At 71.5% G+C, this 26,298-nt stretch carries 26 protein-coding genes; 15 read left to right on the top strand and 11 right to left on the bottom strand.

Annotated features, from left to right (window positions below; translation table 11 throughout):
- Positions 1-170: 170 nt before the first annotated feature.
- From hemB to ACZ56U_RS32635, 3 genes are all read left to right on the top strand, one after another.
- Positions 171-1,169, top strand: coding sequence for a porphobilinogen synthase (gene hemB / locus ACZ56U_RS32625; protein ID WP_469087532.1), 999 nt, complete (start codon positions 171-173; stop codon positions 1,167-1,169).
- 367 nt (positions 1,170-1,536) lie between these two features.
- Positions 1,537-2,730 (top strand): aminotransferase-like domain-containing protein, encoded by a 1,194-nt coding sequence (locus ACZ56U_RS32630; RefSeq protein WP_469087533.1) that lies wholly within the window; start codon positions 1,537-1,539, stop codon positions 2,728-2,730.
- 70 nt (positions 2,731-2,800) lie between these two features.
- Positions 2,801-3,649, top strand: a complete 849-nt coding sequence (locus tag ACZ56U_RS32635; RefSeq protein ID WP_469087534.1) for an arylamine N-acetyltransferase family protein — start codon at positions 2,801-2,803, stop codon at positions 3,647-3,649.
- Positions 3,650-3,676: 27 nt separating this feature from the next.
- Here ACZ56U_RS32635 and ACZ56U_RS32640 read toward each other — a convergent pair whose 3' ends face one another.
- On the bottom strand, positions 3,677-4,453 hold the full coding sequence (locus tag ACZ56U_RS32640) for a DUF4253 domain-containing protein (protein WP_469087535.1): 777 nt from the start codon (positions 4,451-4,453) through the stop codon (positions 3,677-3,679).
- A 191-nt stretch (positions 4,454-4,644) separates the two neighbouring features.
- Here ACZ56U_RS32640 and ACZ56U_RS32645 point away from each other — a divergent pair, with 191 nt between their 5' ends.
- A complete protein-coding gene (locus ACZ56U_RS32645) occupies positions 4,645-5,982 on the top strand; it encodes an RNA polymerase sigma factor (protein WP_469087536.1) in 1,338 nt (445 codons plus the stop codon).
- Here the strand turns inward: ACZ56U_RS32645 and ACZ56U_RS32650 are convergent.
- Together ACZ56U_RS32650 and ACZ56U_RS32655 are read right to left on the bottom strand one after the other, a co-directional pair.
- Entirely contained in the window at positions 5,979-6,164 is a 186-nt protein-coding gene (locus ACZ56U_RS32650; protein WP_469087537.1) for a DUF397 domain-containing protein, read from the bottom strand. The two genes, ACZ56U_RS32645 and ACZ56U_RS32650, sit on opposite strands and share 4 nt — an antisense overlap.
- Positions 6,161-6,988, bottom strand: coding sequence for a helix-turn-helix domain-containing protein (locus ACZ56U_RS32655; RefSeq protein ID WP_469087538.1), 828 nt, complete (start codon positions 6,986-6,988; stop codon positions 6,161-6,163). Before ACZ56U_RS32655 ends, ACZ56U_RS32650 begins: the two co-directional genes overlap by 4 nt.
- A gap of 113 nt (positions 6,989-7,101) precedes the next feature.
- Here ACZ56U_RS32655 and ACZ56U_RS32660 point away from each other — a divergent pair, with 113 nt between their 5' ends.
- Positions 7,102-7,527 (top strand): ATP-binding protein, encoded by a 426-nt coding sequence (locus tag ACZ56U_RS32660; protein WP_469087539.1) that lies wholly within the window; start codon positions 7,102-7,104, stop codon positions 7,525-7,527.
- On the opposite strand, the gene argS is transcribed toward ACZ56U_RS32660, so the two are convergent.
- The gene (gene argS / locus ACZ56U_RS32665) at positions 7,528-9,291 is read right to left on the bottom strand and encodes an arginine--tRNA ligase (protein WP_469087540.1); all 1,764 of its coding nucleotides are present in this window, start codon (positions 9,289-9,291) and stop codon (positions 7,528-7,530) included.
- Positions 9,292-9,585: 294 nt separating this feature from the next.
- Between argS and lysS the strand changes: the two genes are divergently transcribed.
- A complete protein-coding gene (gene lysS / locus ACZ56U_RS32670; RefSeq protein WP_469087541.1) occupies positions 9,586-11,319 on the top strand; it encodes a lysine--tRNA ligase in 1,734 nt (577 codons plus the stop codon).
- Positions 11,320-11,399: 80 nt separating this feature from the next.
- Here lysS and ACZ56U_RS32675 read toward each other — a convergent pair whose 3' ends face one another.
- From ACZ56U_RS32675 to ACZ56U_RS32685, 3 genes are all read right to left on the bottom strand, one after another.
- Complete coding sequence (locus ACZ56U_RS32675) at positions 11,400-12,650, bottom strand: DUF2637 domain-containing protein (RefSeq protein WP_469087542.1); 1,251 nt, start codon at positions 12,648-12,650, stop codon at positions 11,400-11,402.
- 126 nt (positions 12,651-12,776) lie between these two features.
- Positions 12,777-13,664 (bottom strand): DUF3558 family protein, encoded by an 888-nt coding sequence (locus ACZ56U_RS32680; protein ID WP_469087543.1) that lies wholly within the window; start codon positions 13,662-13,664, stop codon positions 12,777-12,779.
- 108 nt (positions 13,665-13,772) lie between these two features.
- On the bottom strand, positions 13,773-14,567 hold the full coding sequence (locus tag ACZ56U_RS32685; RefSeq protein WP_469087696.1) for a DUF3558 domain-containing protein: 795 nt from the start codon (positions 14,565-14,567) through the stop codon (positions 13,773-13,775).
- Between the two features lie 184 nt (positions 14,568-14,751).
- Here ACZ56U_RS32685 and ACZ56U_RS32690 point away from each other — a divergent pair, with 184 nt between their 5' ends.
- Positions 14,752-15,945, top strand: coding sequence for an RtcB family protein (locus ACZ56U_RS32690; protein WP_469087544.1), 1,194 nt, complete (start codon positions 14,752-14,754; stop codon positions 15,943-15,945).
- A gap of 41 nt (positions 15,946-15,986) precedes the next feature.
- Here the strand turns inward: ACZ56U_RS32690 and ACZ56U_RS32695 are convergent, their stop codons facing one another.
- The gene (locus tag ACZ56U_RS32695; protein WP_469087545.1) at positions 15,987-17,243 is read right to left on the bottom strand and encodes a GNAT family N-acetyltransferase; all 1,257 of its coding nucleotides are present in this window, start codon (positions 17,241-17,243) and stop codon (positions 15,987-15,989) included.
- 25 nt (positions 17,244-17,268) lie between these two features.
- Positions 17,269-18,045 carry an SDR family NAD(P)-dependent oxidoreductase gene (locus ACZ56U_RS32700; protein ID WP_469087546.1) on the bottom strand — a complete coding sequence of 259 codons (777 nt, stop codon included), beginning with the start codon at positions 18,043-18,045 and terminating at the stop codon, positions 17,269-17,271.
- Between the two features lie 136 nt (positions 18,046-18,181).
- On the opposite strand from ACZ56U_RS32700, the gene ACZ56U_RS32705 reads away from it, so the two are divergent.
- Positions 18,182-18,616, top strand: coding sequence for an ester cyclase (locus tag ACZ56U_RS32705; protein ID WP_469087547.1), 435 nt, complete (start codon positions 18,182-18,184; stop codon positions 18,614-18,616).
- A 15-nt stretch (positions 18,617-18,631) separates the two neighbouring features.
- On the opposite strand, the gene ACZ56U_RS32710 is transcribed toward ACZ56U_RS32705, so the two are convergent.
- Positions 18,632-18,967 carry a YnfA family protein gene (locus ACZ56U_RS32710; RefSeq protein WP_469087548.1) on the bottom strand — a complete coding sequence of 112 codons (336 nt, stop codon included), beginning with the start codon at positions 18,965-18,967 and terminating at the stop codon, positions 18,632-18,634.
- 96 nt (positions 18,968-19,063) lie between these two features.
- Between ACZ56U_RS32710 and ACZ56U_RS32715 the strand changes: the two genes are divergently transcribed.
- Together ACZ56U_RS32715 and ACZ56U_RS32720 are read left to right on the top strand one after the other, a co-directional pair.
- On the top strand, positions 19,064-19,528 hold the full coding sequence (locus ACZ56U_RS32715) for a hypothetical protein (protein WP_469087549.1): 465 nt from the start codon (positions 19,064-19,066) through the stop codon (positions 19,526-19,528).
- Between the two features lie 126 nt (positions 19,529-19,654).
- A complete protein-coding gene (locus ACZ56U_RS32720; RefSeq protein WP_469087550.1) occupies positions 19,655-20,128 on the top strand; it encodes a MarR family winged helix-turn-helix transcriptional regulator in 474 nt (157 codons plus the stop codon).
- Here ACZ56U_RS32720 and ACZ56U_RS32725 read toward each other — a convergent pair.
- Positions 20,125-20,547 (bottom strand): winged helix-turn-helix transcriptional regulator, encoded by a 423-nt coding sequence (locus ACZ56U_RS32725; protein ID WP_469087551.1) that lies wholly within the window; start codon positions 20,545-20,547, stop codon positions 20,125-20,127. The genes ACZ56U_RS32720 and ACZ56U_RS32725 overlap by 4 nt on opposite strands.
- 123 nt (positions 20,548-20,670) lie before the next feature.
- On the opposite strand from ACZ56U_RS32725, the gene ACZ56U_RS32730 reads away from it, so the two are divergent.
- The 5 genes from ACZ56U_RS32730 (at position 20,671) to ACZ56U_RS32750 (ending at position 26,063) form a co-directional block, all read left to right on the top strand.
- Positions 20,671-21,579 (top strand): NADP-dependent oxidoreductase, encoded by a 909-nt coding sequence (locus ACZ56U_RS32730; protein ID WP_469087552.1) that lies wholly within the window; start codon positions 20,671-20,673, stop codon positions 21,577-21,579.
- A 382-nt stretch (positions 21,580-21,961) separates the two neighbouring features.
- Positions 21,962-23,050, top strand: a complete 1,089-nt coding sequence (locus ACZ56U_RS32735) for an LLM class flavin-dependent oxidoreductase (protein ID WP_469087553.1) — start codon at positions 21,962-21,964, stop codon at positions 23,048-23,050.
- Between the two features lie 31 nt (positions 23,051-23,081).
- Positions 23,082-23,810: an FMN reductase gene (locus tag ACZ56U_RS32740; protein ID WP_469087554.1), complete on the top strand. Its 729-nt coding sequence runs from the start codon at positions 23,082-23,084 to the stop codon at positions 23,808-23,810.
- 117 nt (positions 23,811-23,927) lie between these two features.
- The gene (locus tag ACZ56U_RS32745; RefSeq protein WP_469087555.1) at positions 23,928-24,650 is read left to right on the top strand and encodes a response regulator transcription factor; all 723 of its coding nucleotides are present in this window, start codon (positions 23,928-23,930) and stop codon (positions 24,648-24,650) included.
- Entirely contained in the window at positions 24,651-26,063 is a 1,413-nt protein-coding gene (locus tag ACZ56U_RS32750) for a sensor histidine kinase (RefSeq protein ID WP_469087556.1), read from the top strand.
- Positions 26,064-26,298: the final 235 nt, after the last annotated feature.

Raw genomic sequence — 26,298 nt, forward strand, 5'->3', positions numbered from 1 at the left:
CCGATGGGGGTCTGGGGGCGCAGCCCCCAGGGTTTGGGCGGGGTTGAAGGGGCAGCGCCCCTGGGGATGGGACGGGTAGGGGCGGCGGGGGCGAGGAGGGCTCGGGGGGCGTCCCGGCGGCCGACGTTGCGTCGGTAAAGGGGGGTGGGGGGCGGGCGTAGCGTAGGGGGATGACGACGTACGGAACCTTTCCCGGCAGTCGGCCGCGGCGGCTGCGGACCTCTCCTGTCATGCGACGGATGGTGGCCGAGACCCGGTTGCATGCCGCTGACTTCATCCTTCCCGCGTTCGTGCGCGAGGGGATCAGTGAGCCGGTGCCGATCGGGGCCATGCCGGGCGTGGTGCAGCACACCCGGGAGAGCCTGAAGAAGGCCGCTGCCGAGGCGGTCGAGGCGGGGATCTCCGGGATCATGCTGTTCGGGGTGCCCGAGGAGTCCAAGAAGGACGCGCTGGGGACGCCGGGGACCGATCCGGACGGGATTTTGCAGGTGGCGCTGCGGGATGTGCGGGCCGAGGTCGGGGACGAGCTGTTGGTGATGTCCGATCTGTGTCTCGACGAGACCACCGACCACGGGCACTGTGGGGTGATCGACGCGTCGGGGCGGGTCGACAACGACGCCACCCTGGAGCGGTACGCCGAGATGGCCCAGGTGCAGGCCGATGCCGGAGCCCATGTCGTCGGGCCCAGCGGGATGATGGACGGGCAGGTCGGGGTCGTCCGCGACGCGCTCGACCAGATCGGGCGGGAGGACGTGGCGATCCTCGCCTACACCGCGAAGTACGCCTCCGCCTTCTACGGGCCGTTCCGGGAGGCCGTCGGGTCCTCGCTGCGGGGGGACCGGAAGACCTATCAGCAGGACCCCGCCAATGTGCGGGAGTCGTTGCGGGAGTTGGCCCTCGATCTGGAGGAGGGGGCCGACATGGTGATGGTGAAGCCTGCCGGGCCCTATCTCGACATCCTGGCGCGGGTCGCCGACTCGGTGGACGTGCCGGTGGCCGCCTATCAGATCTCCGGCGAGTACTCGATGGTCGAGGCCGCCGCCGAGAAGGGCTGGATCGACCGGGACCGGGCCATCCTGGAGACGCTGACCGGGATCAAGCGGGCCGGGGCGCAGAACATCCTCACCTACTGGGCTGTCGAGGCTGCTCGGATGCTGGCGGCTCGTTAGGTCCTGCCGGCACGGTCGTGGAGGTTGACGGGCCTTCGTCCCTCAGGCCCTTGCCGTCCTCGCAGCCCGTGAGGGTGAGGGCCAAGGTGAGGGTGAGGGGGACTAGGAGGGTGGCCGGGGCCTTCGGCCTCTTCAGGCGTGGGGTGGGGGTGGGCATGGGGGCTCCGTGGGTCGGGCTTTCGGGAGTGGCCTCAGCCTGGGGGTGGGTGGGTTCGATCGCCATACGTGGGCGGGGATTTGGGACGGGGTGGGGATGAGAGGGCTCTGACCTGCGGGGATTTTCCGTCCCGGGGGAGGGGTGTGGGACGTGTGTCCCGGATTCTGGAAACCTGCTTGTAGGCGGCACTTATTTTTTTAGGGTGCTGGCATGACATCTGCTGCTGTCTCCGCGCCTTCGCTCGCCTCCCGGGTCCGGTCCGTCGGGGGGTCGGCGGTGCGGGAGATTCTCGCCGTCACCTCGCGGCCCGAGGTCGTCAACTTCGCCGGCGGGCTGCCCGCTCCCGAGCTGTTCGACCGGGAGGGGGTCGCGGCCGCGTTCCGGTATGTGCTGGAGGAGATGCCGGGGCAGGCCCTCCAGTACTCCACCACCGAGGGGGAGCCCGGGCTGCGGGAGGCGCTGGCCCGGCGGATGAGCGGGAGGGGGCTGGTCACCGGGGGTGAGGAGCTGCTGGTGACCACCGGGTCGCAGCAGGGGTTGTCGCTGGTCGCCGCCGCGCTCGTCGAGCCCGGGGACTGCGTGCTCGTCGAAGACCCCTGTTATCTGGCCGCACTTCAGGTCTTCGGGCTCGCCGGGGCCCGGGTCGTCGCCGTGCCGGGGGACGCCGAGGGGCCGGACGTCGAGGCCCTGGCCGAGCTGGTGCGGCGGGAGCGGCCCAAGCTGTTCTACACCGTGCCCACCTTCCAGAACCCCAGCGGACGGACCATGTCCGCCGAGCGGCGGGCCGCCGTCGCGGAGGTGGCGGGGCGGTGGGGGGTGTGGATCGTCGAGGACGATCCGTACGGGGAGCTGCGGTTCGATGGAGTACGGCTGCCCTGGATCGCCTCCTACGAGGCGGCGGCCGACCGTACGGTGCTGCTCGGCTCCTTCTCCAAGGTGATGGCGCCGGGGCTGCGGCTGGGCTGGCTGCGGGCGCCCGCCGAGGTGCGGCGGGCCTGTGTCGTGGCCAAGCAGGCCGCCGACCTGCACACCCCGACCGTCAACCAGCTGGCCGCCGCCCGGTATCTGACGGACCGGGACCTCGACGCGCACGTGGCCCGGGTCGCGGGCGTGTACCGGGAGCGGCGGGACGCCATGCTGGCGGGGCTGGCGGCGGCCCTGCCGGAGGGGGCCGTCTGGAACCGGCCCGAGGGCGGCATGTTCCTGTGGGCGCGGCTGCCCTCGGGGTACGACACCACCGCCCTGTTGCCCGAGGTCGTGCGCCACGACGTCGCCTATGTGCCGGGGGCGCCCTTCCACGCGGGCGAGGCCGACCGGACGACACTGCGGCTCTGCTTCGTCACCGAGACGCCGGAGCGGATCGCGGAGGGGCTGCGGAGGATGGGTGTGGGCCTTCGGTCCTAGGACTCAAGGAGGGGTGCGGTTGGGGCCGGGGGCTGCCGACGAGGTGGGGCCGTGTGCCTAGGGTTGAGGCATGTCCGACACAGTGGAGTTCGACCTCGACGCGTACCTCGGCCGGATCGGGTGGGAAGGGAGCAGGGTCCCCGACGCGGCGACCCTGCGGGGGCTGCACCTCGCGCACGCGCGCACGATCCCCTTCGAGAACCTGGACGCCGTGCACGGTACGGCGCCCTCGCTCGAACCCGGTGATCTGCTGGAGAAGCTGGTCCGCAGCCGGCGCGGGGGCTACTGCTACGAGCACAACACCCTTTTCCTGACCGCCCTGGAGGCACTGGGCTTCGGGGTCACCCGGCTGTCGGCGCGTGTCCTGGTCGGTGATGACGGGTTGCTCAGCCGTCCGCGCACTCATATGACCCTGCTGGTGGAGGCGCCGGGGGAGACCCGGCCCTACCTCGCCGACGTCGGCTTCGGGGCGGTCGGCGCGCTGCTGGAGCCCATCCCGGTGGTGTCCGGTGAGGAGTTCGAGGGGGCGGGCCGGCGGCACCGGTTGGCGCGGGTCACGCACCGGGGGCCGCTGGACCTGTGGGTGCTGGAGGCCTTCGAGCCGGGCCCGGCGTGGGAGGGCGGTTGGCGGCGGCAGTACGCCTTCACGCTGGACCCTGCCGAGGCGCCCGACTTCGAGGTGTTCAACTGGTTCGTCGCGACCAGCCCCCGATCGCCGTTCACCCAGCGCCCGTACGTGCAGCGTCTGGACGGTGACCGGCATGTGCTCCTGTCCGGCCGCGAGTTGATCGTGACCTCCCCCGACGGCACCGTCAGCAAGCGGGAGGTGGCCGAGGAGGAGGTCACGCGGCTGCTGGCCGAGGAGTTCGGGATCGATGTCCCCCCGGACCGGCGGAGCGGCGCCCTCCGGTCCCGCTAGGACATCCCCGGTCCCTCCAGGGCCTCCTCAGTCCCACCAGAAGGACCAGACCGGCTGGTCCGGCAACTGGCGGGCGGCGTAGGCCTCCAGGGTCGGGTCGGGGCCCTGCCAGATGGTGTCCGGGCAGAACGCGAAGTGCTCGGCGGCCACCGCCTCCGCCTCGGGGAGCGTCCTTGGCGGGGCCGCGACGGAGAGCACGAGGTGGTCGAAGCCGAGCGCCACGACCCGGATGCCGAAGCGGTCCTCCCAGGAGCGGAGCACCGAGCTCAGGTGTGCCGTGTCCTGGTCGTGGTTCACCGCGCCCGACCAGCCGAGCACCGTCGGGATGTCCGCGCTGTGGCGGGCGGGGACCAGGGCCAGGCGGGGTTCCTTGAGCGGGCCGCCGCCGGCGCAGAGACCGTCGGCGATGCCGCTCGCCACCGCGTCCGGGTCGGCGACGGACGCGGGGGTCGGCTCCGCCAGGCCGGGCCAGGCGCCCTCCTCTTCCGTGCCGCACGCCTCCCAGTAGTCGGCCAGCACCTCCTCCGGGTCATGGTCACCCGGATAGGACATCTCGCCCGGCATCAACTCCCATTCCGCAGGGCCCCCATGGCCCCGCCCGGTGTCCACCAGCACCGGCAGCAGACCCACCGCGCGCGCCGCCCGCCGGAGGGCGGACCAGGTGCCCGGGGTCGCCTGGGCGTCGGCCAGCCAGAGCAGGGGCTCGGACCAGGGGCCCTCGACGGTCATGTCGATCAACTTGCCCGGCGGGAGGGCGAGACCGAGGTCGGCCAGCCTCGGCAGCGGGTTGGGGAGCGTTGCCATGGCGACGACTGTAGGGGCCGCCACTGACAACGGCCCGCGAAGATCTCGCGACCCGTGGTGCACGTGGGGCGCGTGGGGCCGGGGATTGCCGTAGTCGTCCTGTCCGGACAGGAGTTGAGGTTACGGTGGGCCAGACGCCGTGCGCGGGAACGGGCACGCTGCCAGTGTGACCCCGACCGGAGGGAGACGGCGTGAAGGATGCGGGCCCGCCGGTGGACGAGGCCGGGGACTCCAGGGAGCCGCTGCCGGTCGGCGGGGGCGTGGGGGCCCCGCGGGAGCGGGGCGGGTATCCGTCGTACGGTCTGTCGTCCGAGGACGAGGAGGCGTTCGGCCGCTTCTACCGCGCCTGCGTGCCGAGGCTGACCGCGTATCTCGTCCACCAGGGTGCGCCGGTCGACCGGGCCGGTGAGTTCGTGCGGGACACCATGATCGGGGCCTACCGGCAGTGGCGGGACATCAAGTCCCCCGCGAGCTGGGCCTACCAGGTCGCCTACCAAGAGTTCCTGCGGCACGTCATGCGGGCCGAGGAGGGGCCGGGGGAGGGCCCGGAGGAGAAGAGCCCGGTCGAGAAGGGGCCCGCGGCCACCGGCCTGCCGCACGGGCCGGAGGCGGCCGAGGCCGGGTCACGGAAGCGGCGCGGACACGGCGGGGCGCTCGACCGGCTGTCCCGGTTCCTCGACGTGGACGCGGGGCTGCGCGAGGTGCGGGCGCTGGCCCGGGGGGCCGAGGACGCCGAACGCGGCCCGGGACTCGCACCGGACGTCGAGGGCGGCACGGCGGACCCCGGTACGGAGGGTCCCGTGGCGTCGCGTTGGCCGGCGCAGGCGGATGTCGCCGGGACCCTGCGCGCGCTCCCCGCCGAGCGGCGGCTGGCCCTGCGCAAGGACCCCGTGATCGCCGCCTGTGTCGTCGGTGAGCTGCTCGTACGGGCGCTCGTCCTCGTCGACGACCTCTCCCAGGACGCCGAGGGCGACCACGGCGAGCGGTACGCCGGACTCGCCCAGGACTTCGCCCGCGCCCGCAACTTCGACCTCGACGCCGCCCCCACCCGCGAGGTCCGGTCCGTCCTCGCCCTCGCCAGCGTCTTCGCCCGCGCCCTCGTTCACGACCTCGGCCGTGCCGCCCTGCGCCGCGACCATGCCGTCGAGGTCGCCGCCGCCCTCGACGAAGCCGCCCGCTCCCGCAACGCCGGCCGGGTCCGGGGCCTGGAGCTGGACGTCCGTCCCCTCGCCGACGCGGTCGCCCTCGAAGCGGCCCACCGCCTCGGTCTCGCCGCCCCGGAGGACCTCGTCCTCGCCCTCCTCGACGGCGCGCTGGACGACTTCACCGACGCGGACCTCACCGCCGCCCGCCCCAACGACCCCGCCCTGACCGGCATTCACTGGTCCGAGGGGACCAAGTGGCCGCCGGGCACGGACATCAAAGCCCTGCGGAAGCGGTCCGCGGAGACGGCGCCCTTCTCACGCGTGTACGTACTGGGACGCCGACCCGGAGGAACGGGCAGCGCGGGGGCGGGAGTTCGGGCCTAGACGACCGGGGTGGCGGCGAGGAAGGCCGTCCAGGCCGTCGCGTTCACCTGGAAGGTGGGGCCGTCGGGCGTCTTGGAGTCGCGGACGTGGACCGTGCTCTCGGCGTGGGCGACTTCGAGGCATTCGCCGCCTTCGTCGCTGCTGTAGGTCGACTTGAACCACTGAAGTGCCTCGGTCCTCATTGCTCTCCTAGCAGACGGTCCAGCAGGCCCTTCGACTCCAAGGGGGACAAGGCCTGTGCTCGCAGCATCGCATACTTGCGCGCGAGCCTGGACACCTCATCCGCGTCGGAAACCCACTGGCTGCCGCGTTGGCCTTCGATGTAGGCCAAGTGCTGGTGGTCGGGGGTTTCCAGGAGCACGAAGGGGCCCGCGAGCCCTGCGTGGGAGGGGCAATCGTAAGGCAGGAACTGGAGCGCCACACAGGGCAGTTCGGCGCACGCACGCAGGTGGTGGAGCTGTTCCTCGCGGACCTGAGGTCCTCCGATGCCCAGGTTCAGTACGGGCTCCCAGATGACGAAGCTGAGCGTCGGCGGGCTCTTGCGGTGCAGGATCTCCTGCCGTTCGACGCGCGCCACCGTCTTCGGCTCGATCTCCTCTTCGTCGTATGCCGGAACCCGCTCCCGCAGCACCGTCTCCGCGTACGCCCGCGTCTGGAGCAGGCCCGGCAGCACCTGGTTGGCATACAGGGACAGCGCGATCGCCTCCCGCTCATGCTCCATGTACAGCTCCGCCCACATCGGGAACTGGTCGATCTCCGGCAGGTTCGCCACTCCCACGGACAGCATCCCCTTGGTCTGGAGCGCGTCGTCCAGGCGGGCAGCGAGGTCCGGTTTGAGGGCCCTTCTGCCCTGCTCGATCGACGCGAGTGTCTCGTCGTCGACCCGTACGAGTTCGGCCAGGGCGGCTTGCGTGTAGCCCGCGACGCGGCGAGCCGCGCCCAGTTGCTTGCCCAGCATCTTCATCGAGGTCAGGTTCTTCGGCCGCGGCGGCTTCTTCGCGCTCATGCTGGTCTCAATCCCCCAGGGCACCCGTACGTCACCGGGGGAGAGCCCGTACAAAAAAACTGTACGGGTCCACTCGCTGCTGCCGACCGGTGACCCTGCGCGACATTCTTCCCGTGAACGACGACAGTCAAATCCCCTACCAGCGAGATCAGTTCTACGCCCGGGACCGCCGTTCCGTCGCCGCGGCCAGGCGGTTCGCCCGGTGGTCGCTGACGTACTGGGAACTGGCCGACTGGGAGCGCGCCGACGACGTGTCGCTGTGTGTGAGCGAACTGGCGACCAACGCGCTCGTGCACGGCGTGCCGCCGGGACGGGGGTTCCTGCTGCGGGTGCGCTACGACGGCTCTGTGGTGCGGGTCGAGGTGCACGACAGCGGGGGCGGGGAGCCGTACGCCTCGGAGCTGCCCGGCGACGGCGAGGGCGGCCGCGGGCTGTTCCTGGTCGCGGCGCTCGCCGACAAGTGGGGCGTGGGACAGCGCGACCCCGGCAAGGTGGTGTGGTGCGAGTTCGTCCACCCTGCCGGGGTCGCGCTCACCTAGTCAGAGCTTCTCGGGCGTCCGGATGCCCAGCAAGGCCATGCCCTGGTGGAGCGTGCGGGCGGTCAGGTCGCACAGCAGCAGCCGGTTCTCCACGATCTCCTGTGCCGGGCGCGGCTTGATCACCGGGCACTGGTCGTAGAACGAGGTGAACAGCGACGCCAATTGGTACAGGTACGCCGCCAGCTTGTGCGGCGCGTACTCCGCCGTCGCCTCCGCGAGCAGCTCGCCGAACGCGTCCAGGTGCAGGCCCAGGGCCCGCTCCGCCGGGGCGAGTTCGAGCTCCGGGTGGGCGACGGGGTCCGCACCCTCGGCCTTGCGGAGGATCGACTTGATCCGGGCGTACGCGTACTGGAGGTAGACCGAGGTGTCGCCGTTCAGCGAGACCATCTGGTCCAGGTCGAACTTGTAGTCACGGTTCGGCGAGGTCGACAGGTCCGCGTACTTCACGGCGCCGATGCCGACGTACCGGCCGTTCTCGACGATCTCCTCCTCGGTCAGGCCCACCTTCTCGGCCTTCTCGCGGACCACGGCCGTGGCGCGCTCCACGGCCTCGTCGAGCAGGTCCTCCAGGCGGACCGTCTCGCCCTCACGGGTCTTGAACGGCTTGCCGTCCGCGCCCAGCACGGTGCCGTAGCCCATGTTGTGCGCGGTGACCTCGTCGGTCAGCCAGCCGGCGCGGCGGGCCGTCTCGAAGACCATCCTGAAGTGCAGGGACTGGCGTACGTCGACGACGTAGAGCAGCGAGGTGGCGTGCAGGTCGACGACACGGTTACGGATCGCGGTCAGGTCGGAGGCCGCGTAGCCGAAGCCGCCGTCCGCCTTCTGCACGATCAGCGGGACCGGCTGGTCGTCCTTGCCGCGGATCTCGTCGAAGAAGACCACGAGTGCGCCGTCGGAGCGTTCCGCGACGCCCATCTCCTCCAGGAGGCGGGCGGTCTCGGGCATGCCGTCGTTGTAGGCGGACTCGCCGACGATCTCGTCGTCCCGGATCTCCATGTCCAGCTTCTCGAAGACGGAGTAGAAGTAGACCTTCGACTCGTCCACGAACTGCTGCCAGAGCTCCAGCGTCTCCTTGTCGCCGGACTGGAGCGCGACGACCCGCCTGCGGGCGCGCTCCTTGAACTCCTCGTCCGCGTCGAAGACGGCGCGCGAGGCCTTGTACACCCGGTTCAGGTTCGACATGGCCTGCTCGCCGTCGACGTCGTCGGCCGGGGCCAGCTCGCCGGGGTGCTCGAACAGGTACTGGATGAGCATGCCGAACTGGGTGCCCCAGTCGCCGATGTGGTGCCGGCCGATCGTCCGCTCGCCGGTGAAGTCGAGCATGGAGCGCAGGGCGTCGCCGATCACCGCCGAGCGGAGGTGGCCGACGTGCATCTCCTTGGCCACGTTGGGCTGGGCGTAGTCGACGACGGTGACGCCGGGGTTGTCCTTGAGGGGGACGCCGAGCCGGTCGCCGTCGGCGGCGCGGGCGGCGAGCGTCTCGATGATCGCCCTGTCGGTGAGGGTGATGTTGAGGAAGCCGGGGCCGGAGACCTCGACGTCCTTGATCACGTCGCCGGTGGTGATGCGGGCGACGACGTCCGTGGCCAGCTCGCGGGGGTTCGCCTTGTTCTTCTTGGCGAGGGCGAGGATGCCGTTGGCCTGGTAGTCGGCCCGGTCGCTGCGTCGGAGGAGCGGGTCGACGTCGGTCCCCGGCAGGACGGCGGAGATCGCGGACGTGAGCTGCTGCTCTACGGAAGCGGTGAGGGACTTGACCGAGGCCATGGGTGTGGGTGCCGTTCTGGTCGGGGCCGGATTGACAGTGCCCGTCAGTATCCCACGGGGTCGCAAAGGGGTTTTTCGGTATCGATGCCGGGTGCGGGTCCGGTGGGGGCTTGTCGCGCCCGCGCGGCGGAGCCGCATATCGATGCAGCCCCGCGCCCCTGAGTAGGCGGCTGCGCCGCCTATCGGGGGGTGGGGGCTGATAAGGCGTTTTCCTTGTTGCCGGGCTTGCTGGGAGAATGGCCGGGTCGGCCGGAGACCGTACCGGCTGCTTCAGGAGAAAGAAGGACGTGCCCCGTGGCTCAGAGCACCGAGACCACCGACTGGGTCTCCCGTTTCGCGGATGAGGTCATCGAGGAGTCGGAGCGTCGGGCCCCGGGCAAACCGGTCGTCGTCGCCTCCGGCCTCTCGCCCTCCGGGCCGATCCACCTCGGGAACCTGCGCGAGGTCATGACCCCGCACCTGGTCGCCGACGAGATCCGGCGCCGCGGCCACCAGGTCCGGCACCTGATCTCCTGGGACGACTACGACCGCTACCGCAAGGTGCCGGCCGGCATCGCGGGCATCGACGACTCCTGGGCCGAGCACATCGGCAAGCCGCTGACCTCGGTGCCGGCGCCGAAGGGGTCCGCGTACCCGAACTGGGCCGAGCACTTCAAGGCCGCCATGGTCGAGGCGCTCGCCGAGCTCGGGGTCGAGTTCGACGGGATCAGCCAGACCGCGCAGTACACCTCCGGGGTGTACCGCGAGCAGATCCTGCACGCCATGCGGCACCGCGGGGACATCGACGCGATCCTCGACCAGTACCGGACCAAGAAGGCTCCCGCGAAGAAGCAGTCGCAGAAGCCCGTCGACGAGGCCGAGCTGGAGGCCGCGGAGGGCTCCGGCGCCGCGGACGAGGACGACGGCTCCTCCGGCAGCGCCGGATACTTCCCGTACAAGCCGTACTGCGGCAACTGCGAGAAGGACCTGACGACCGTCACCGCGTACGACGACGACAGCACCGAGCTGACGTACACCTGCGACGCCTGCGCCTTCTCCGAGACCGTCCGGCTGAACGAGTTCAACCGCGGCAAGCTGGTCTGGAAGGTCGACTGGCCGATGCGGTGGGCGTACGAGGGTGTCGTGTTCGAGCCCAGCGGTGTCGACCACTCGTCCCCCGGGTCCTCCTTCCAGGTGGGCGGGCAGATCGTCGGGATCTTCGGCGGCCAGCAGCCCATCGGGCCCATGTACGCCTTCGTGGGCATCAGCGGCATGGCGAAGATGTCGTCGTCCAAGGGCGGCGTGCCGACCCCCGGCGACGCGCTGCGCATCATGGAGCCGCAGCTGCTGCGCTGGCTGTACGCCCGCCGCCGCCCCAACCAGTCCTTCAAGATCGCCTTCGACCAGGAGATCCAGCGGCTGTACGACGAGTGGGACAAGCTGGACGCCAAGGTCGCCGACGGGTCCGCGCTGCCCGCCGACGTCGCCGCGCACTCCCGCGCGGTGCGCACGGCCGGCGGCGAGCTGCCCCGGACCGCCCGGCCGCTGCCGTACCGGACGCTGGCCTCCGTCGCGGACATCACCGCCGGGCACGAGGACCAGGCGCTGCGCATCCTCAGCGAGCTGGACCCCGCCGACCCGCTCACCTCCCTGGCCGAGGCCCGGCCGCGGTACGACAAGGCCGAGGCCTGGATCAACACGCACGTGCCCGCCGACCAGCGGACCATCGTGCGCGACGAGCCCGACACCGAGCTGCTGAAGTCCCTGGACGAGGCGTCGGCGGAGTCCCTGCGGCTGCTGCTGGAGGGGCTCGCCGACCACTGGTCGCTCGACGGGCTGACCCACCTCGTCTACGGCGTGCCCAAGGTGCAGGCCGGGTTCTCCGCGGACGCGACGCCCAAGGAGCTGCCGCCGGAGATCAAGACCGCCCAGCGGACCTTCTTCGCGCTGCTCTACCACCTGCTAGTGGGCCGTGACACCGGTCCCCGACTGCCCACGCTGCTGCTGGCGGTGGGCCAGGAGCGGGTGCGGAACCTGCTCGGGGCGTAGGCGCCGGTCCTTCAACGACGACGACGGGGGCGCCCGGTGGTTTCACCGGGCGCCCCCGTCGTCGTACGGGAGGGTGCTGGTCAGGCGATGTGGTCCTCTTCCAGCTCCGCGTTGTAGCGGTTGGTGAAGCGGTTGACCATGCGCTTGGCCTCGTCCGGCGGGAGCAACAGGCTGAACTCGGCCTCGACGTTCTCGCTGAACTCACGCGGCGTGGGGTAGCCGCTGCCGCTTATCGACTTCTTGAAGACCTGGTAGTAGGCCTCCTCGTCCGGCTCCGGGCTGCCGCCGCCCTCGCCGAGCTCGCGCGTGCGGCTCGGGCTCACCGGGATGGGAAAGCTGCCGGTCTCCTCCGGGGAGGGCTCGGCGTACGTCGGCTGCTGCCGTTGCTGGTACTGCTCGGCCTGCTCTTGTTCCGCGTACCACTGGGCGTACTGGTCCGGGTCGTACGCGGGGTCGTAGTCGCCCTGGTACTCGATCTGCTGAGGAGTCTGGAACCAGGGGCTCTCCTCCGGGACCGGCTCGTACTCCGGCTCGGGAGCCGGAGCGGGTGCCGGGGCCGTCTGCCGCTGCGGGGCGGGCGGCGCCTCCACGGCCCGCTGCGGGGCCGGGGCCGCGACCTCCGCCTGCGGCGGCGCCGGCGGCAGCAGCGCGGGCTCTATGCCCGCCGCCGCCAGACCCGCCGGGGCCGTCTGTGCCAGCGGGACGCCGTAGCGGGCCAGGCGCAGCGGCATCAGGGACTCCACCGGGGCCTTGCGGCGCCAGGCACGGCCGAAGCGGGAGCGCAGCCGCGCCTGGTAGACCAGCCGCTCCTGCTCCAGCTTGATGACCTGCTCGTAGGAGCGCAGCTCCCACAGCTTCATGCGGCGCCACAGCAGGAACGTGGGCAGCGGGGAGAGCAGCCAGCGGGTGAGGCGGACGCCCTCCATGTGCTTGTCGGCGGTGATGTCGGCGATCCGGCCGATCGCGTGCCGGGCGGCCTCCACCGAGACCACGAACAGGATCGGGATCACCGCGTGCATGCCCACACCGAGCGGATCCGGCCAGGCCGCCGCGCCGTTGAAGGCGATCGTGGCCGCCGTCAGCAGCCACGCCGTCTGCCGCAGCAGCGGGAACGGTATGCGGATCCAGGTCAGCAGGAGGTCCAGGGCGAGCAGGACACAGATGCCCGCGTCGATACCGATCGGGAAGACGTAACTGAAGTTCCCGAAGCCCTTTTGCAGGGCCAGTTCACGGACCGCCGCGTAGGAACCCGCGAAGCCGATGCCGGCGATGATCACTGCGCCGAACACGACCACGCCGATGAGAACGCGGTGCGTCCGAGTCAGCTGCATTGGCGCGGCCACCCGTACTCCCCTCCCCTTGCGTGTTGTTGCGCGCAACAGAGTGGCACATGCGTGCGGCGCACGGATGGCCGGTAGTGGACGTCAGCCTTCCGGCGGTCCCTCGCAGCCCGGTCGTCAGGCCTTCTTCGCAGCCGAACTGGACGGGGAGGCGGACGCCGAGGGGGACTTGGAGGGGGACGCCGAGGGGGACTTGGAGCCCGACCCGGAAGCGGACTCCGACGGCTTCGCCGAACCGGCCGTGCCGCCGCCCTCGTTCGCCTTGGTGACCGAGGCCACCGCCTCCTTGGCCGCCTTCTTCACCAGCTTCGCCAGGCTGTCGGCGCTCGGCGACTTGTCACCGGCCAGACCGGCGCCGTTGTAGTCGATGGTGACGACGACGTTCTCGACGCGCGTGACCAGCGTCTGCTGCTTGAAGGTGCCTTCCTTCTTCTTCAGCTCGTACGTCACCAGCGTCGCCGCCTCACCGGTACCGGTGACCGGCGCGGCCTTGGCGTCCTTCGCGCCCTCCACCGCCTGGGCGTCCTGGACCTGCTTGTCGAAGTACTCCTGCGCGAGCTTGTCGCCCTCGCCGCGGGTGGCGTCCGAGTCGAAACGGAGCAGCGAGACGTTCAGCCAGCGGAACTGGGAGCCCTTGACGCCGTTGTTGTCCAGGCTCGACCAGGAGCAACTGCCGCGCGTCGCCACATCATCCGACGTGCCCTGCTTGCCGGACTTGGAGGCCTTCGGCACGAGATCGCCGAGCGTGTCCTTCGACAGGGTGTCGCACGCGTCCGGCAGCGAGCTGTACGCCGCCGCCTGCACGGTCGGCGACGGGCTCGCGGAGACCGAGGTCTCGGCGCTCTTCGCGCCGCCCGCGTCGTCCGAACCGGAGTCCGAGGAACATCCGGCCGCCACCAGCATCACCGGGACTGCGGCCGCGCCGAGAAGAACGCGGTTGAGCCGGTTCGTGCGCTTGCCACCGTTGTCTCGCTGTGCTGCTCGCTGCATGGTTCCTTCACTCATGACGCTGCTCGTGCTCCTGCGGTCGGACGGGTCCGAGGGGCCACGGTACGCGGTGGGACACCTGTGCGGCTCTGCTTCGCCTCCATTGCCGACCGGCCCGGGCGACCCTCAGCCGGCCAGTGCGTCCGCCAGCTGAGAGGCCAGTTTCCGTGCCCTGTCCTGCATTTCCTCGCTGTCCGGGACCATCCCGACGGTCGCCGGCTGCTCCTCGTAGGCGATCGTCACGATCACATTCGACGTGCGGAACGCCACAGTCACGGTGCGCTGGCGAGTCGTCGAACCGGAGCTGCTCAACGCGTCGTCGAGGTACGCCTCGTCGCCGAGGTCGTCCAGAAGACGCGGCTGGAGATCGGAGGGGGTGGCGCTGGGGGCGTCGTCGGCGGTGGAGGAGGGGGACGCGCTCGGGGTCGCGGAGGAACTCACGTCGGACAGGACCGACTCCGAGGTCACGGGCTCGGGGAGGTCGGCGGCCTCCTGCATCTGCCCGAACAGCGCCTCCGCCTGGCTGTCGTCGCTCACCGCGGTGTCGTACGAGACCACCCGCTCCAGATCGACGAGCAGCCGGTCCGTGGCGTCCGTGGACTCGACCTTCCAACGGCAGCCGACCTTGCGGTCCGTGTCGAAGGTGACCGTCGGCTCGCCCTCGTACGCCTTCTCGCGCTGCGTCTCGTCCGCGATCTGCGGGATGCCGGGCAGCAGCGAGTCGAGGGTGCTCTGGCCGACCGTGCGGCAGGGCTCCGGGAGCGTGCGGTACCGGCCGGGTTCGGCCACGGCGGACGCGGTGCCGGGGCCGCCGGGGTTGGCGTCGTCCTCGATGTCACCGCCGCCCGAGCCGCCGGAGCAGCCGGCCAGCAACGCGACGAGAAGCGCCGCGGCGCCGGGTACGTACGCCTTCCGCTGCACGGTCGGCTCCTCTCGGTGCTGAATCATCGGTGCTGGTTATTCGCTTGCCGCGCGGGGGTGTCCCCAGGGCACCATGTGTATCGCACGCACAGCCGTGGACGCCGGTCCGTTGTCCCTTTTGTTGACCCTGGCGCCGGTTTTGCGATTTAAGACTTTTGATCACATCCGGGGGAATGAGGACGATATGTCGTACGTGGAAATGCCGGGCGCGAAGGTCCCGATCCGTCTGTGGACCGACCCGGCGACCGTCGAGGACGTCGCCCTCCAGCAGCTCCGCAACGTCGCGACCCTGCCCTGGATCAAGGGCCTCGCGGTCATGCCCGACGTGCACTACGGCAAGGGCGCCACGGTCGGCTCCGTCATCGCGATGCAGGGCGCGGTGTGCCCGGCGGCGGTGGGCGTCGACATCGGCTGCGGGATGTCGGCGGTCAGGACGTCCCTCACGGCGAACGACCTGCCCGGGGACCTGTCCCGGCTGCGGTCGAAGATCGAGCAGGCGATCCCGGTGGGGCGCGGGATGCATGACGACCCCGTCGACCCGGGGCGGTTCCACGGGTTGGCGACCGCCGGGTGGGACGACTTCTGGGGGCGGTTCGACGGGGTGGCGGAGGCGGTCAAGTTCCGTCACGAACGCGCCGGAAAGCAGATGGGAACGCTCGGCTCCGGGAACCACTTTGTCGAAGTGTGCACGGATACGACCGGTTCTGTCTGGCTGATGCTGCACTCCGGTTCCCGGAACATCGGCAAGGAACTCGCCGAGCACCACATCGGCATCGCCCAGAAGCTGCCGCACAACCAGGGCCTGGTCGACCGCGACCTCGCCGTCTTCATCGCGGACACCCCGCAGATGGCGGCGTACCGCAACGACCTGTTCTGGGCGCAGGAGTACGCGAAGTACAACCGCACGCTCATGATGGCGCTCCTGAAGGACGTGATCCGCAAGGAGTTCAAGAAGGCGAAGCCGACCTTCGAGGCGGAGATCAGCGCGCACCACAACTACGTGGCCGAGGAGCGCTACGACGGAATGGACCTGCTCGTGACCCGCAAGGGCGCGATCCGGGCCGGTTCCGGTGAGTTCGGGATCATCCCGGGCTCCATGGGCACGGGGTCGTACATCGTGAAGGGGCTCGGCAACGAGAAGGCCTTCAACTCGGCCTCGCACGGCGCGGGTCGGCGCATGAGCCGCAACGCGGCCAAGCGGCGCTTCTCGACCAAGGACCTGGAGGAGCAGACGCGGGGCGTGGAGTGCCGCAAGGACTCCGGCGTCGTGGACGAGATCCCGGGCGCGTACAAGTCGATCGACCAGGTCATCGACCAGCAGCGGGACCTGGTGGAGGTCGTGGCGAAGCTGAAGCAGGTCGTCTGCGTGAAGGGCTGAACGAAGGGCCCGGGCCGGTGCGGTCCGGGCCCTTCGCCGTGTCATCCGAGCCGCTTCTCCAGCAGTGTCACCGCGTACGGGCTGCCCGTGCCGCCGTCCTTCGCGGGCTGTTCGCCGACCACCTGGTAGCCCGCCGCCTCGTAGTACGCGCGCAGGCGGGGGTTGGTGGCGAGGCAGTCCAGGCGGGCGTGGGGGAGGGAGGCCGCGGAGATGCGGGACTCCGCGTGGGTCAGAAGGGCGCGGCCCGTGCCCGGGGGCGCGGTGTGGGGGGTCGTCATCAGGCGGTGGATGTAGCCGGCGTCGGCGGGGCGCGGGCCCCAGGCGGCCTCGTCGGCCCACCAGAGTTCATAGGCGCCCGCGAGATGGCCGTCGCAGTGGGCCAGCCAGACCTCGCCCTCCGTCATGCGGCACCGGAAGTGGGCCTCGTCCTTCTCGCCGGGCTTCCACTGGTCGATGCCGCGGGCCAGCATCCACAGGGCGACGGAGTCACGGAGGCGGACCAGGGCGGGGGCGTCCTCGGGGGTGGCCCGGCGGTAGGTGAGGGGTGCCCGGGTGGCCGGCGTCGGCTCCAGGAGGCCGGCGCGGAGTCTCGCGGTGAGGTCTCCGGCGTCCATGCCGAGGGCGTCGGCGACATAGCCTTCCACCGAGCCGTAGCGGGCGTTCAGTCGCCGCAGGAACAGGCGCATCACCGCCTCGGGGGCGCGGGCGTAGGCCGGCCAGTTCGGGGCGGCGCCGTTGTTGCGGGCCCTCCAGTCCGCCAGGAGTGCGCGCGTCGCCAGTTCCGTGAGGCTGAAGTCCTCGATGATCGTGGCCTCGTCGACGCCGAGCAGGGCGAGGACCAGGGCCGCCAGCTCGCCGGTGCGGTCCTTGCCCGAGGCGCAGTGGAAGACCAGGGGCCGCGTCGCCCCGGCCACCAGTTCCAGGGCTCGGCCGATCTCCTTCGTGCCGTCCTCGGCGACCTCCATGAAGCGTTCGGCGAGGTAGGGGCCGGGGTCCACGTCCGCGCCCAACGCCGCCTGGTCGTAAGGGCGGTGCTCGATGCCGAGGTGGACGTACTCGAAGGACGGGTCGGACGGCACGCGGCCCCGTCCCTCGATCTCCCAGCCGTGGCGGAGGTCGATCACCGTGCCGATGCCGAGGGACAGGAAGCGGCTCCAGTCGGGGGTGCCCTCGGTCAGCTTGCCGAGCGAGTCGGCGCGGTAGAGGCGGCCCGGACGGACCCGATGGCCGTCGGTCGTCGGATAGCCGCCCAGGTCACGGAAGTTGTGCAGGCCGTCGAAGGCCACATGTCTGTCCACGGTCCGTGACCCTACGTCGGATGCGTCACAGCTCCCGGTGGATTTTCGAGTTGGACGCCTGGGCGCGGGGGCGCAGGACCAGCAGGTCGACGTTGACGTGGCTGGGGCGGGTGACGGCCCAGGTGATCGTCTCGGCGACGTCGTCGGCGGTCAGGGGCTCGGCGACGCCCGCGTAGACCTTCTCGGCCTTCTCCTTGTCGCCGCCGAAGCGGGTCACGGCGAACTCCTCCGTCTTCACCATGCCGGGGGCGATCTCGATGACCCGGACCGGCTGTCCGACGATCTCCAGCCGGAGGGTCTCGGCGAGGACGTGGGCACCGTGCTTGGCGGCGACATAACCGCCGCCGCCCTCGTAGGTGCCGTGGCCGGCGGTGGAGGAGACGACCACGACCGTGCCGTCGCCGCTCGCCACCAGCTTCGGCAGGAGGGCCTGGGTGACGTTGAGGGTGCCGAGGACGTTCGTCTCGTACATCGTGCGCCAGTCGGCGGGGTCGCCGGTGGCCACCGGGTCGGCGCCGAGCGCGCCGCCCGCGTTGTTCACCAGCACGCCGACCGTCCTGAAGGCGCTCGCGAACTCGTCGACCGCGGCCCGGTCGGTGACGTCGAGCTGGTACGCCGTCGCCTGGTGCCCGGCCGCGGTGATCTCCGCCTCCAGGGCCTCGATACGGTCCTTGCGGCGGGCGGTCAGGACGACGCGGTACCCGGCGGCGGCGAGCTGTCGGGCCGTGGCGGCGCCGATCCCGCTGCTCGCACCGGTGACGACGGCGATGCGGGACGCGGGCGACGGTGCGGCGGTGGCCATGGGCTGCTCCTCGGGCGTGCGTACGACAGGCTCCGGCCAGGATAGGCGGAGTGCGGGGCACCTCCCGGGGCTGTCCGTATCCCGGTTCGGTGGGAAAATCGAGAGAGGTGATCCTCTGTTTCCCCGGAGGTGGACCATGGGAGAAGCACGCGAGGTCATGGACCGGCTCACCGACGCGCTGACCACGCACCCGGACCTGAAAGCCATCGCCGAGCTGTACGCGCAGGACGCGGTCGCCTTCACGCCCGACGAGGGGGAGCTGCGCGGGCGCGACAGCATCGTCGCGTACTGGCGGCAGATGGCGGAAGCGGTGCCGGAGGCGAGGTTCGAGACGCTGCACGCCTACGAGGCCGGGGACACGGCCATCGACGAGGGCGTTTTCAGCGGGCGGAACACCGGGCCGATCCAGCTGCCCACCGGGGAGTCGCTCCCCGCGACGCAGAAGGAGATCAGGATCCGCGGCGTGGACATCGCCACGGTGCGGGACGGCAGGATCGTGGACTACCGGCTCTACTTCGACGAGATGGAGTTCCTCGGGCAGCTGGGGCTGCTGCCGGAGGAGTCGTCGTAACCGGCCCCGGGCCGCTCAGTCCCCCCGGGGTGCCCACATGATGACCGCCATGCCGACGAGGGAGATCAGCGCGCCCGCCATGTCCCAGCGGTCGGGCCGGTAGCCGTCCGCGGCCACGCCCCACAGGATCGAACCGGCCACGAAGATCCCTCCGTACGCGGCGAGGACGCGGCCGAAGGGGGCGTCCGGCTGGAAGGTGGCGACGAAGCCGTAGGCGCCGAGGGCGAGCACCCCGCCGGTCATCCACAGCCAGCCCCGGTGCTCGCGCACGCCCTGCCAGACCAGCCAGGCTCCGCCGATCTCGAAGAGGGCGGCGAGGACGAAGAGACCGGCCGAACGCAGCACGAACATGGTCCGCAGCCTGCCATACGGGTGCCACGGCGCCTGTCCTCGGCTTCACGTGGGATACATCCGTGCGTACGACCACCCCGGAGTGAGGAGTGCGGTATGCGGGTTGTTGCTGTGGGCGTCGCGGCCGTGCTGGCGGTCGGTGCCGGGGTGCCGGTCGCCGGTGCCTCCCCCGACCGGCCGGAGGCCGATCTGTCCTACCACGGTCTCGCGTCGATGACCGAGGGGCAGGTGGAGGTGCGGTTCACCCCGCGCAACCACGGTCCCTCCGCGGTACCGGACGCGACGGTACGGCTGCACTGGTCACAGCCGCTCGCCGACCGGCAGGAGCTGCCGACCGGGTGCGCGCGGTCGGGGGCGCGGGTGGTGCTGTGCCGGGTGGGGGCGCTGGCCGCCGACGATCTGGGCGAGCAGATCGGGATGCGGGTACGGATGCGGGGCGCGCCCGCCGAGGTGCTCCTCGGGATCGACACGGTGTGGAGCGGCGGGGTGGTGGACCGCAACCGGCTGAACGACCGCCAGCGGGTGCTGGTGCTGGACACCGGGGACGCGTACCACTTCTGACGGGCCGCCGCCGACCGGGAGGGCGTGCCGCCTCCGGCCGGGAGGGGGGGGCTGCTGTCGGTCGGGAGGGCGTGCCGGGGGTGCGTCGTACGATCTCTGCACGGCGCAGACGAAGGGTGGCACGGGATGGCGGGCACGGCGCGTGAGCGGTTGTTGGAGGAGCTGGCCACCGTGTCGCGCCGGTACATGGCCTCGTACGCCCTCTTCAACCAGGCCGTCGCGGACCATCTGGGGGTCCACCCGACCGACCTGCAGTGTCTGAACCTGCTGGCGCTGGAGGGCGGTCCGGTGGTGACCGGGCGGGTCGCGGAGCTGACCGGGCTGACGACCGGGTCGGCGACGCGGTTGGTGGACCGGCTGGAGCGGGCGGGGTACGTGGTGCGGGAGCGGGACGCGGAGGACCGGCGGCGGGTGCTGGTGGCGACCGTGCCGGAGAGGCTCGCGGAGCTGAGGCGGGTGTGGGACCGGCTGGGGGGCGGGTACAACGCCCTCTTCGACGACCTCGGTGACGGTCAACTCGCGTTGATCATCGAGCACATGAGGCGTACGACGCGGTTCAGCGCCGAGCAGGTGGAGCGGCTGCGGGCGGGGGACGTCTAGCCGGTCACCGGCGTCGGTCGGCGGTCCGCGGTGTCATAGCGCTCGCGGGCCTCGTGGACCTGCTCGATGTGGGTCTCCGCCCAGTTTTTCACCGCGGTCAGCAGGACGGCCAGGCTGTGGCCGAGCGGGGTGAGTTCGTAGTCGACGCGGACCGGGACGGACGGGGTGACCGTACGGGCGAGGATGCCGTCGCGTTCCAGGGCGCGCAGGGTCTGCGTGAGCATCTTGGGGCTGACGCCGGCGATCTTCCGGGTGAGGTCGCTGTAGCGCATGGAGCCGGCGGAGAGCGCGGAGACGACGAGGCTGACCCACTTGTCGCTGAGCCGGTCCAGGAGCTGGTTGGTGGGGCAGCCGCGGATGAACGCGTCGTACTCGGCACGGGCCTGCTCGCGCCGCTGGGCCGCGGTCATGGTCGCCATGACTCACCTCCGGGATGCTTAGGCACTTCCAGGTAACTACTTACGAATAGATAGTAGCTCTTCCTAGGGTTGTGGGCAGTGGGGGCAATCGCCCCAAACCCCAACAGATCCAGGAGAGTTGTCATGCGTGCTGCTGTGGTGAACACGTTCGGCGGTCCCGAGGCCGTGGAGGTCGTGGAGACCGAGGTGCCCGAGCCCGCCGCGCGCCAGGTCCGGATCAAGGTGGCGGCCGCCGCCCTGAACCCCGTGGACGCGGGGATCCGGGAGGGCGTCTTCGGCGGCGCAGGCAAGCGGATCGGCCTCGGCTGGGATGTCGCCGGAACCGTCGACGCGACCGGCGTGGCGAGCGCCTGGAGCGTCGGCGACGAGGTGGTCGGGCTGCACTACGGCATGGTCACGCCGCTGGGCAGCCACGCCGAGTACGTCGTCCTGGACACGGACGCGGTGGCGCTGGCGCCGAGGACGGTGGACGCGATACACGCCGCGACCCTGCCGCTGAACGCGCTGACCGCCGTACAGGCCCTGGATCTGCTGGAGGTGGAGTCCGGGCAGTCGCTGCTGGTGACCGGGGCCGCCGGGGCGGTCGGCGGGTTCGCCGTCCAACTGGCCGCCCGGCGCGGGATCTCGGTGTCCGGGCTGGCCCGGGAGGGGGACGAGGAGCTCGTCCGGTCGCTGGGCGCCGCGGAGTTCCTCACCGAGGGGCGGGCCGGGTTCGACGCCGTGCTGGACGCGGCCGTGCTGGGGGAGGCCGCGCTGGAGTGGGTGCGGGACGGGGGTGCGTATGTGGGGGTGATCCCGCAGGCTCAGCCGGCTTCGGTGCGGGGGGTTCGGACGGTGGCCGTCGAGGTCGCCGCGGACGGCTCGCGGCTCGCGGAGTTGGCGCGGCTCGTGGACGAGGGGGTGCTGACCCTGCGGGTGGCGGAGACCTTCGCGCTGGAGGACGCGGCGAAGGCGCATGCGCGGCTTGCGGAGGGTGGGGTTCGGGGGCGGGTGGTGTTGGTGCCGGGTGCGGTGTCGGCGCCGGGGGCCTAGTGGGGTGGGGTGTTGGGTCGCGGGGCGGGTGCGGGTCTGTTGTGGCTGGGCGCGCAGTTCCTCGCGCCCCTGGGTGGGTGGGGGTGGGGTGCGTGGGGCGGGTGCGGGTCTGTTGTGGCTGGGCGCGCAGTTCCCCGCGCCCCTGGGTGGGTGGGGTGTTGGGGCGTGGGGTGGGTGCGGGTCTGTTGTGGTTGGGCGCGCAGTTCCTCGCGCCCCTGGGTGGGTGGGGTGTTGGGGCGTGGGGTGGGTGCGGGTCTGTTGTGGTTGGGCGCGCAGTTCCTCGCGCCCCTGGGCGGGTTTCTGTGAGGTCTGGAATAGGGGGAGGGGGGTGGTGGTTGGAGGGGTATAGTTGAACAGTCAACAACTTGGAGGGTGAGCGGCCATGCAGTTCGGGATCTTCAGCGTCGGTGACGTCACGCCCGACCCCACCACGGGCCGGACGCCGACCGAGCGCGAGCGCATCAAGGCGATGGTCGCCATCGCGCTGAAGGCGGAGGAGGTCGGGCTCGACGTCTTCGCCACCGGCGAGCACCACAACCCGCCCTTCGTGCCGTCGTCGCCGACCACGATGCTCGGCTACGTCGCCGCGCGCACCGAGCGACTGATCCTGTCCACCGCCACCACCCTCATCACCACGAACGACCCGGTGAAGATCGCCGAGGACTTCGCGATGCTCCAGCACCTGGCCGACGGCCGGGTGGACCTGATGATGGGCCGCGGCAACACCGGGCCGGTCTACCCCTGGTTCGGCCAGGACATCCGCCAGGGCATCAACCTCGCGATCGAGAACTACGCCCTGCTGCGCCGGCTGTGGCGCGAGGACGTCGTGGACTGGGAGGGCAAGTTCCGTACGGCCCTCCAGGGGTTCACCTCGACGCCGCGCCCGCTGGACGGCGTACCGCCGTTCGTCTGGCACGGTTCCATCCGCTCGCCCGAGATCGCCGAGCAGGCCGCGTACTACGGCGACGGCTTCTTCCACAACAACATCTTCTGGCCGGCCGACCACACCAAGCGGATGGTCGAGCTGTACCGCACCCGCTACGCGCACTACGGCCACGGCACCCCCGAGCAGGCGATCGTCGGGCTCGGCGGACACGTCTTCATGCGGCGCAACTCGCAGGACGCGGTACGGGAGTTCCGGCCGTACTTCGACGTCGCGCCGGTCTACGGGCACGGGCCGTCCCTGGAGGACTTCACCGAGCAGACCCCGCTGACCGTCGGCTCCCCGGAGCAGGTCATCGAGAAGACGCTGGCCTTCCGCGAGTACGCCGGTGACTACCAGCGCCAGCTGTTCCTGGTGGACCACGCCGGGCTGCCGCTGAAGACCGTCCTGGAGCAGATCGACATGCTGGGCGAGGAGGTCGTTCCAGTGCTGCGCGAGGAGTTCGCGAAGGGCCGCGCGAAGGATGTTCCCGAGGCGCCGACCCACGCGTCCCTGCTCGCCGAGGTGAAGGCCGGAGCGAAGGCCTGAACAAGGCCGGAGTGAAGAAGGAGACCGCCGTATGAAGATCGTCGTCGTCTCTGCGGGACTGAGCGTGCCGTCGTCCACGCGGCTGCTGGCCGATCGGCTGGCGGCGGCGGTGCGACGGTCGGCCCCGGCCGGGGAGCCGGGCAGCGGCCCTTCCGCCGTCGACGTGCGGGTCATCGAGGTCCGGGACCTCGCCGTGCCGATCGCGCACCAGCTCACCAGCGGGTTTCCCGGACGGGAGCTGGCCGCCGCGCAGGACGCGGTGACGCGGGCCGACGGGCTCATCGTCGTCACGCCGGTGTTCTCGGCGTCGTACAGCGGACTGTTCAAGTCGTTCTTCGACGTCCTCGACAAGGACGCGCTGGTCGGCAAGCCGGTGCTGATCGCGGCGACCGGCGGCAGCGCGCGGCACTCGCTGGTGCTGGACCACGCGCTGCGGCCGCTCTTCTCCCACCTGCGGGCCGTCGTCGTCCCGACCGGGGTCTACGCCGCCTCGGAGGACTGGGGCGCGGAAGGACTGGACGCGCGCGTCGAACGGGCCGCGGGGGAGCTGGCGGCGCTGATCGGGCTCCCGGGGCGGGACGCGGGGCGGGGCGCGGGACGTCCGGCGGACGGGGTGGCGGCGACCACCCCGGTCGCGGGCACTGCGGCCACGGCAACTCCGGCCACGGCCACCCCGGTCGCGGGCACCGTCCCGGCCAGGGCCAAGGACCGCTTCGACGTCGTGCCGTTCGCCCAGCAGCTGGCGGCACTGGCCCTTTGACGCGGCGCGGGGCGGCGTACCCGAGGTTGCCTCTGTGACGGTGAGAGAGGGGTAAAAAGGCTGATCGTCGGGTCGCCCGGTCGGCTGATCCGGCGGTCGGCTTGGCAGTATGGAGGCGTGCCTCAGACCGTGCTGCTCGCCGAAGACGACCGCGCCATCCGTCACGCCCTGGAGCGCGCCCTGACCCTGGAGGGGTACCGGGTCACCGCGGTCGCCGACGGTGTCGAGGCGCTGGCCCAGGCGCACCGCACCCCGCCGGACGTGCTCGTGCTGGACGTGATGATGCCGGGCATCGACGGACTCCAGGTGTGCCGGGTGCTGCGCGCCGAGGGTGACCGGACGCCGATCCTGATGCTGACGGCCCTGGTGGAGACCGCGGACCGGATCGCGGGCCTGGACGCGGGCGCCGACGACTACGTCCTCAAGCCCTTCGACGTCGAGGAGGTCTTCGCCCGGCTGCGCGCGCTGCTGCGGCGTACCGGAGGGGCGAACGGCACCCCCGGCCCCGCGAGCGAGGCGCCGAAGCCGCAGATGCCCGAGCGGTACCTGGAGGCGGCCGGGCTCACCATGGACCCGCAGGCGCGGCGGGCCTGGCGGGACGGCCGGGAGCTGGAACTGACCCGCACCGAGTTCGAGCTGCTGGAACTGCTGGTGCGCAACAGCGGGATCGTCCTCGACCACTCCACGATCTACGACCGGATCTGGGGCTACGACTTCGGGCCCGGCTCCAAGAACCTCGCCGTCTACGTCGGCTATCTGCGGCGCAAGCTGGACGAGCCCGGGGCCCCGCAGCTGATCCACACGGTGCGCGGCGTGGGTTACGTGCTGCGGGAGAACTGAGTGGGCCGGCTCGCCCGGCTGCCGCAATGGCGGCGGCCCGGGCTCGTCTCCCTCGCGACCACGTTCGCGGTGTCCTTCGCGGCGGTCACGGCCGCCGTCACCGTACTGGTCGGCATCCTGTCATACTCGGCCGCCGCCCGGCTGGTCCGGGTGGACCAGCAGTCCGTGTTCGACGAGGTCGTGCAGGACCTGCGGGACGAGGTGCGGCAGCACAGCATGACGCCGGAGGACTTCTCCTCCGCGGAGCCCGGCCACGACCTCGTCCGCCCGGCCCGTACCGACGTGCAGGTCCTCGGACCGGACGGCTCGGTCGTCGACCCCGGCAGCCCGGGGCTCCCCGTCGTCGTCGGCGACCGCCGGGTGGCGGCGGCCTCGACGGCCGGGCAGCTGGTCGAGCACAAGGACGTCGACGTCGGCAGCGACGTCTACCGCGTCGCGACCGTCGCCCTGGGCGGCGGCCGGGGGGCGGTGCAGGTCGCGCAGGAGTTCAGCGACACCGAGGACCTGCTGCGGGCGTTGCAGCAGCGCACCCTGATCCTGATGGCGGCCGTGGTGGTCGCGGCGGGACTGTTCGGCTGGTGGCTGGCCCGGCGTATCACCCGCCGCCTGGTGATCCTCACCTCGGCCGCGGAGGACGTCGCCCGGACCCGTCGCCTCGGCATCCAGGTGCCCGTCACCGGCTACGACGAGGTGGGCCGCCTCGGCCGGGCCTTCGACCGGATGCTGGGCCGTCTCGCGCAGTCGGAGGAGGACCAGCGGCGCCTGGTCCAGGACGCGGGGCACGAGCTGCGCACCCCGCTGACCTCGCTGCGTACGAACATCTCGCTGCTGCGCCGGATCGACGAGCTGCCGCCGGACACCCGCGACGAACTGGTCGCCGACCTCTCCCAGGAGGCCCGCGAACTGACCGACCTGGTCAACGAGCTGGTCGAGCTGGCGGCCGGGCAGTCCGACACCGAGCCGCCGCGGCGGGTGGACCTCGCCGACATCGCCGAGGACGTGGCGGGGCTCGCGCGCCGGCGGACCGGGCGGGAGGTCGTGGTCCGCGCCGCCGGGGACACCACGACCGACGGCCGGCCCGCGATGCTGACCCGGGCGGTGTCCAACCTCGTGGAGAACGCGGCGAAGTTCGACAAGGAGGGCCGCGCGCCGATCGAGATCACGGTCACCGGGCCCGCCCGTCCCGGCACGGTCCGCGTGGAGGTCCTCGACCGGGGGCCCGGCATCTCCGACAGCGACCTGGTCCGCGTCTTCGACCGCTTTTACCGCGCCGCCGACGCCCGCTCCCTGCCCGGCTCCGGTCTCGGCCTGTCGATCGTCCGGGAGGTGGCCCTCGCACACGGCGGTGCGCCGTTCGCGGTACGGCGAGAGGGAGGCGGGACGGTCATCGGGTTCACGGTGGGCGGGGACTGAGACACCCGACCGGGCGCGCCCCACGCTCAGGACGCCGTCCGGGCTCGGGGGACACCCCGGGTGTCCCCGGCGCGGAGGCACCCCGGGACGAGGCGTGGGGACTGGTCGGACGCACCGACGAGGGCACTGACGGACCGACGCTGGTGCTCCAGGGACATGTGGACGTCGTGCCGCCCGGAGACCCCGGCGCCTGGGCGGGCGATCCGTTCGTGCCCAGGGTGGTCGGCGACGTCGT

This window comes from Streptomyces sp. NPDC034103, assembly GCF_055575395.1.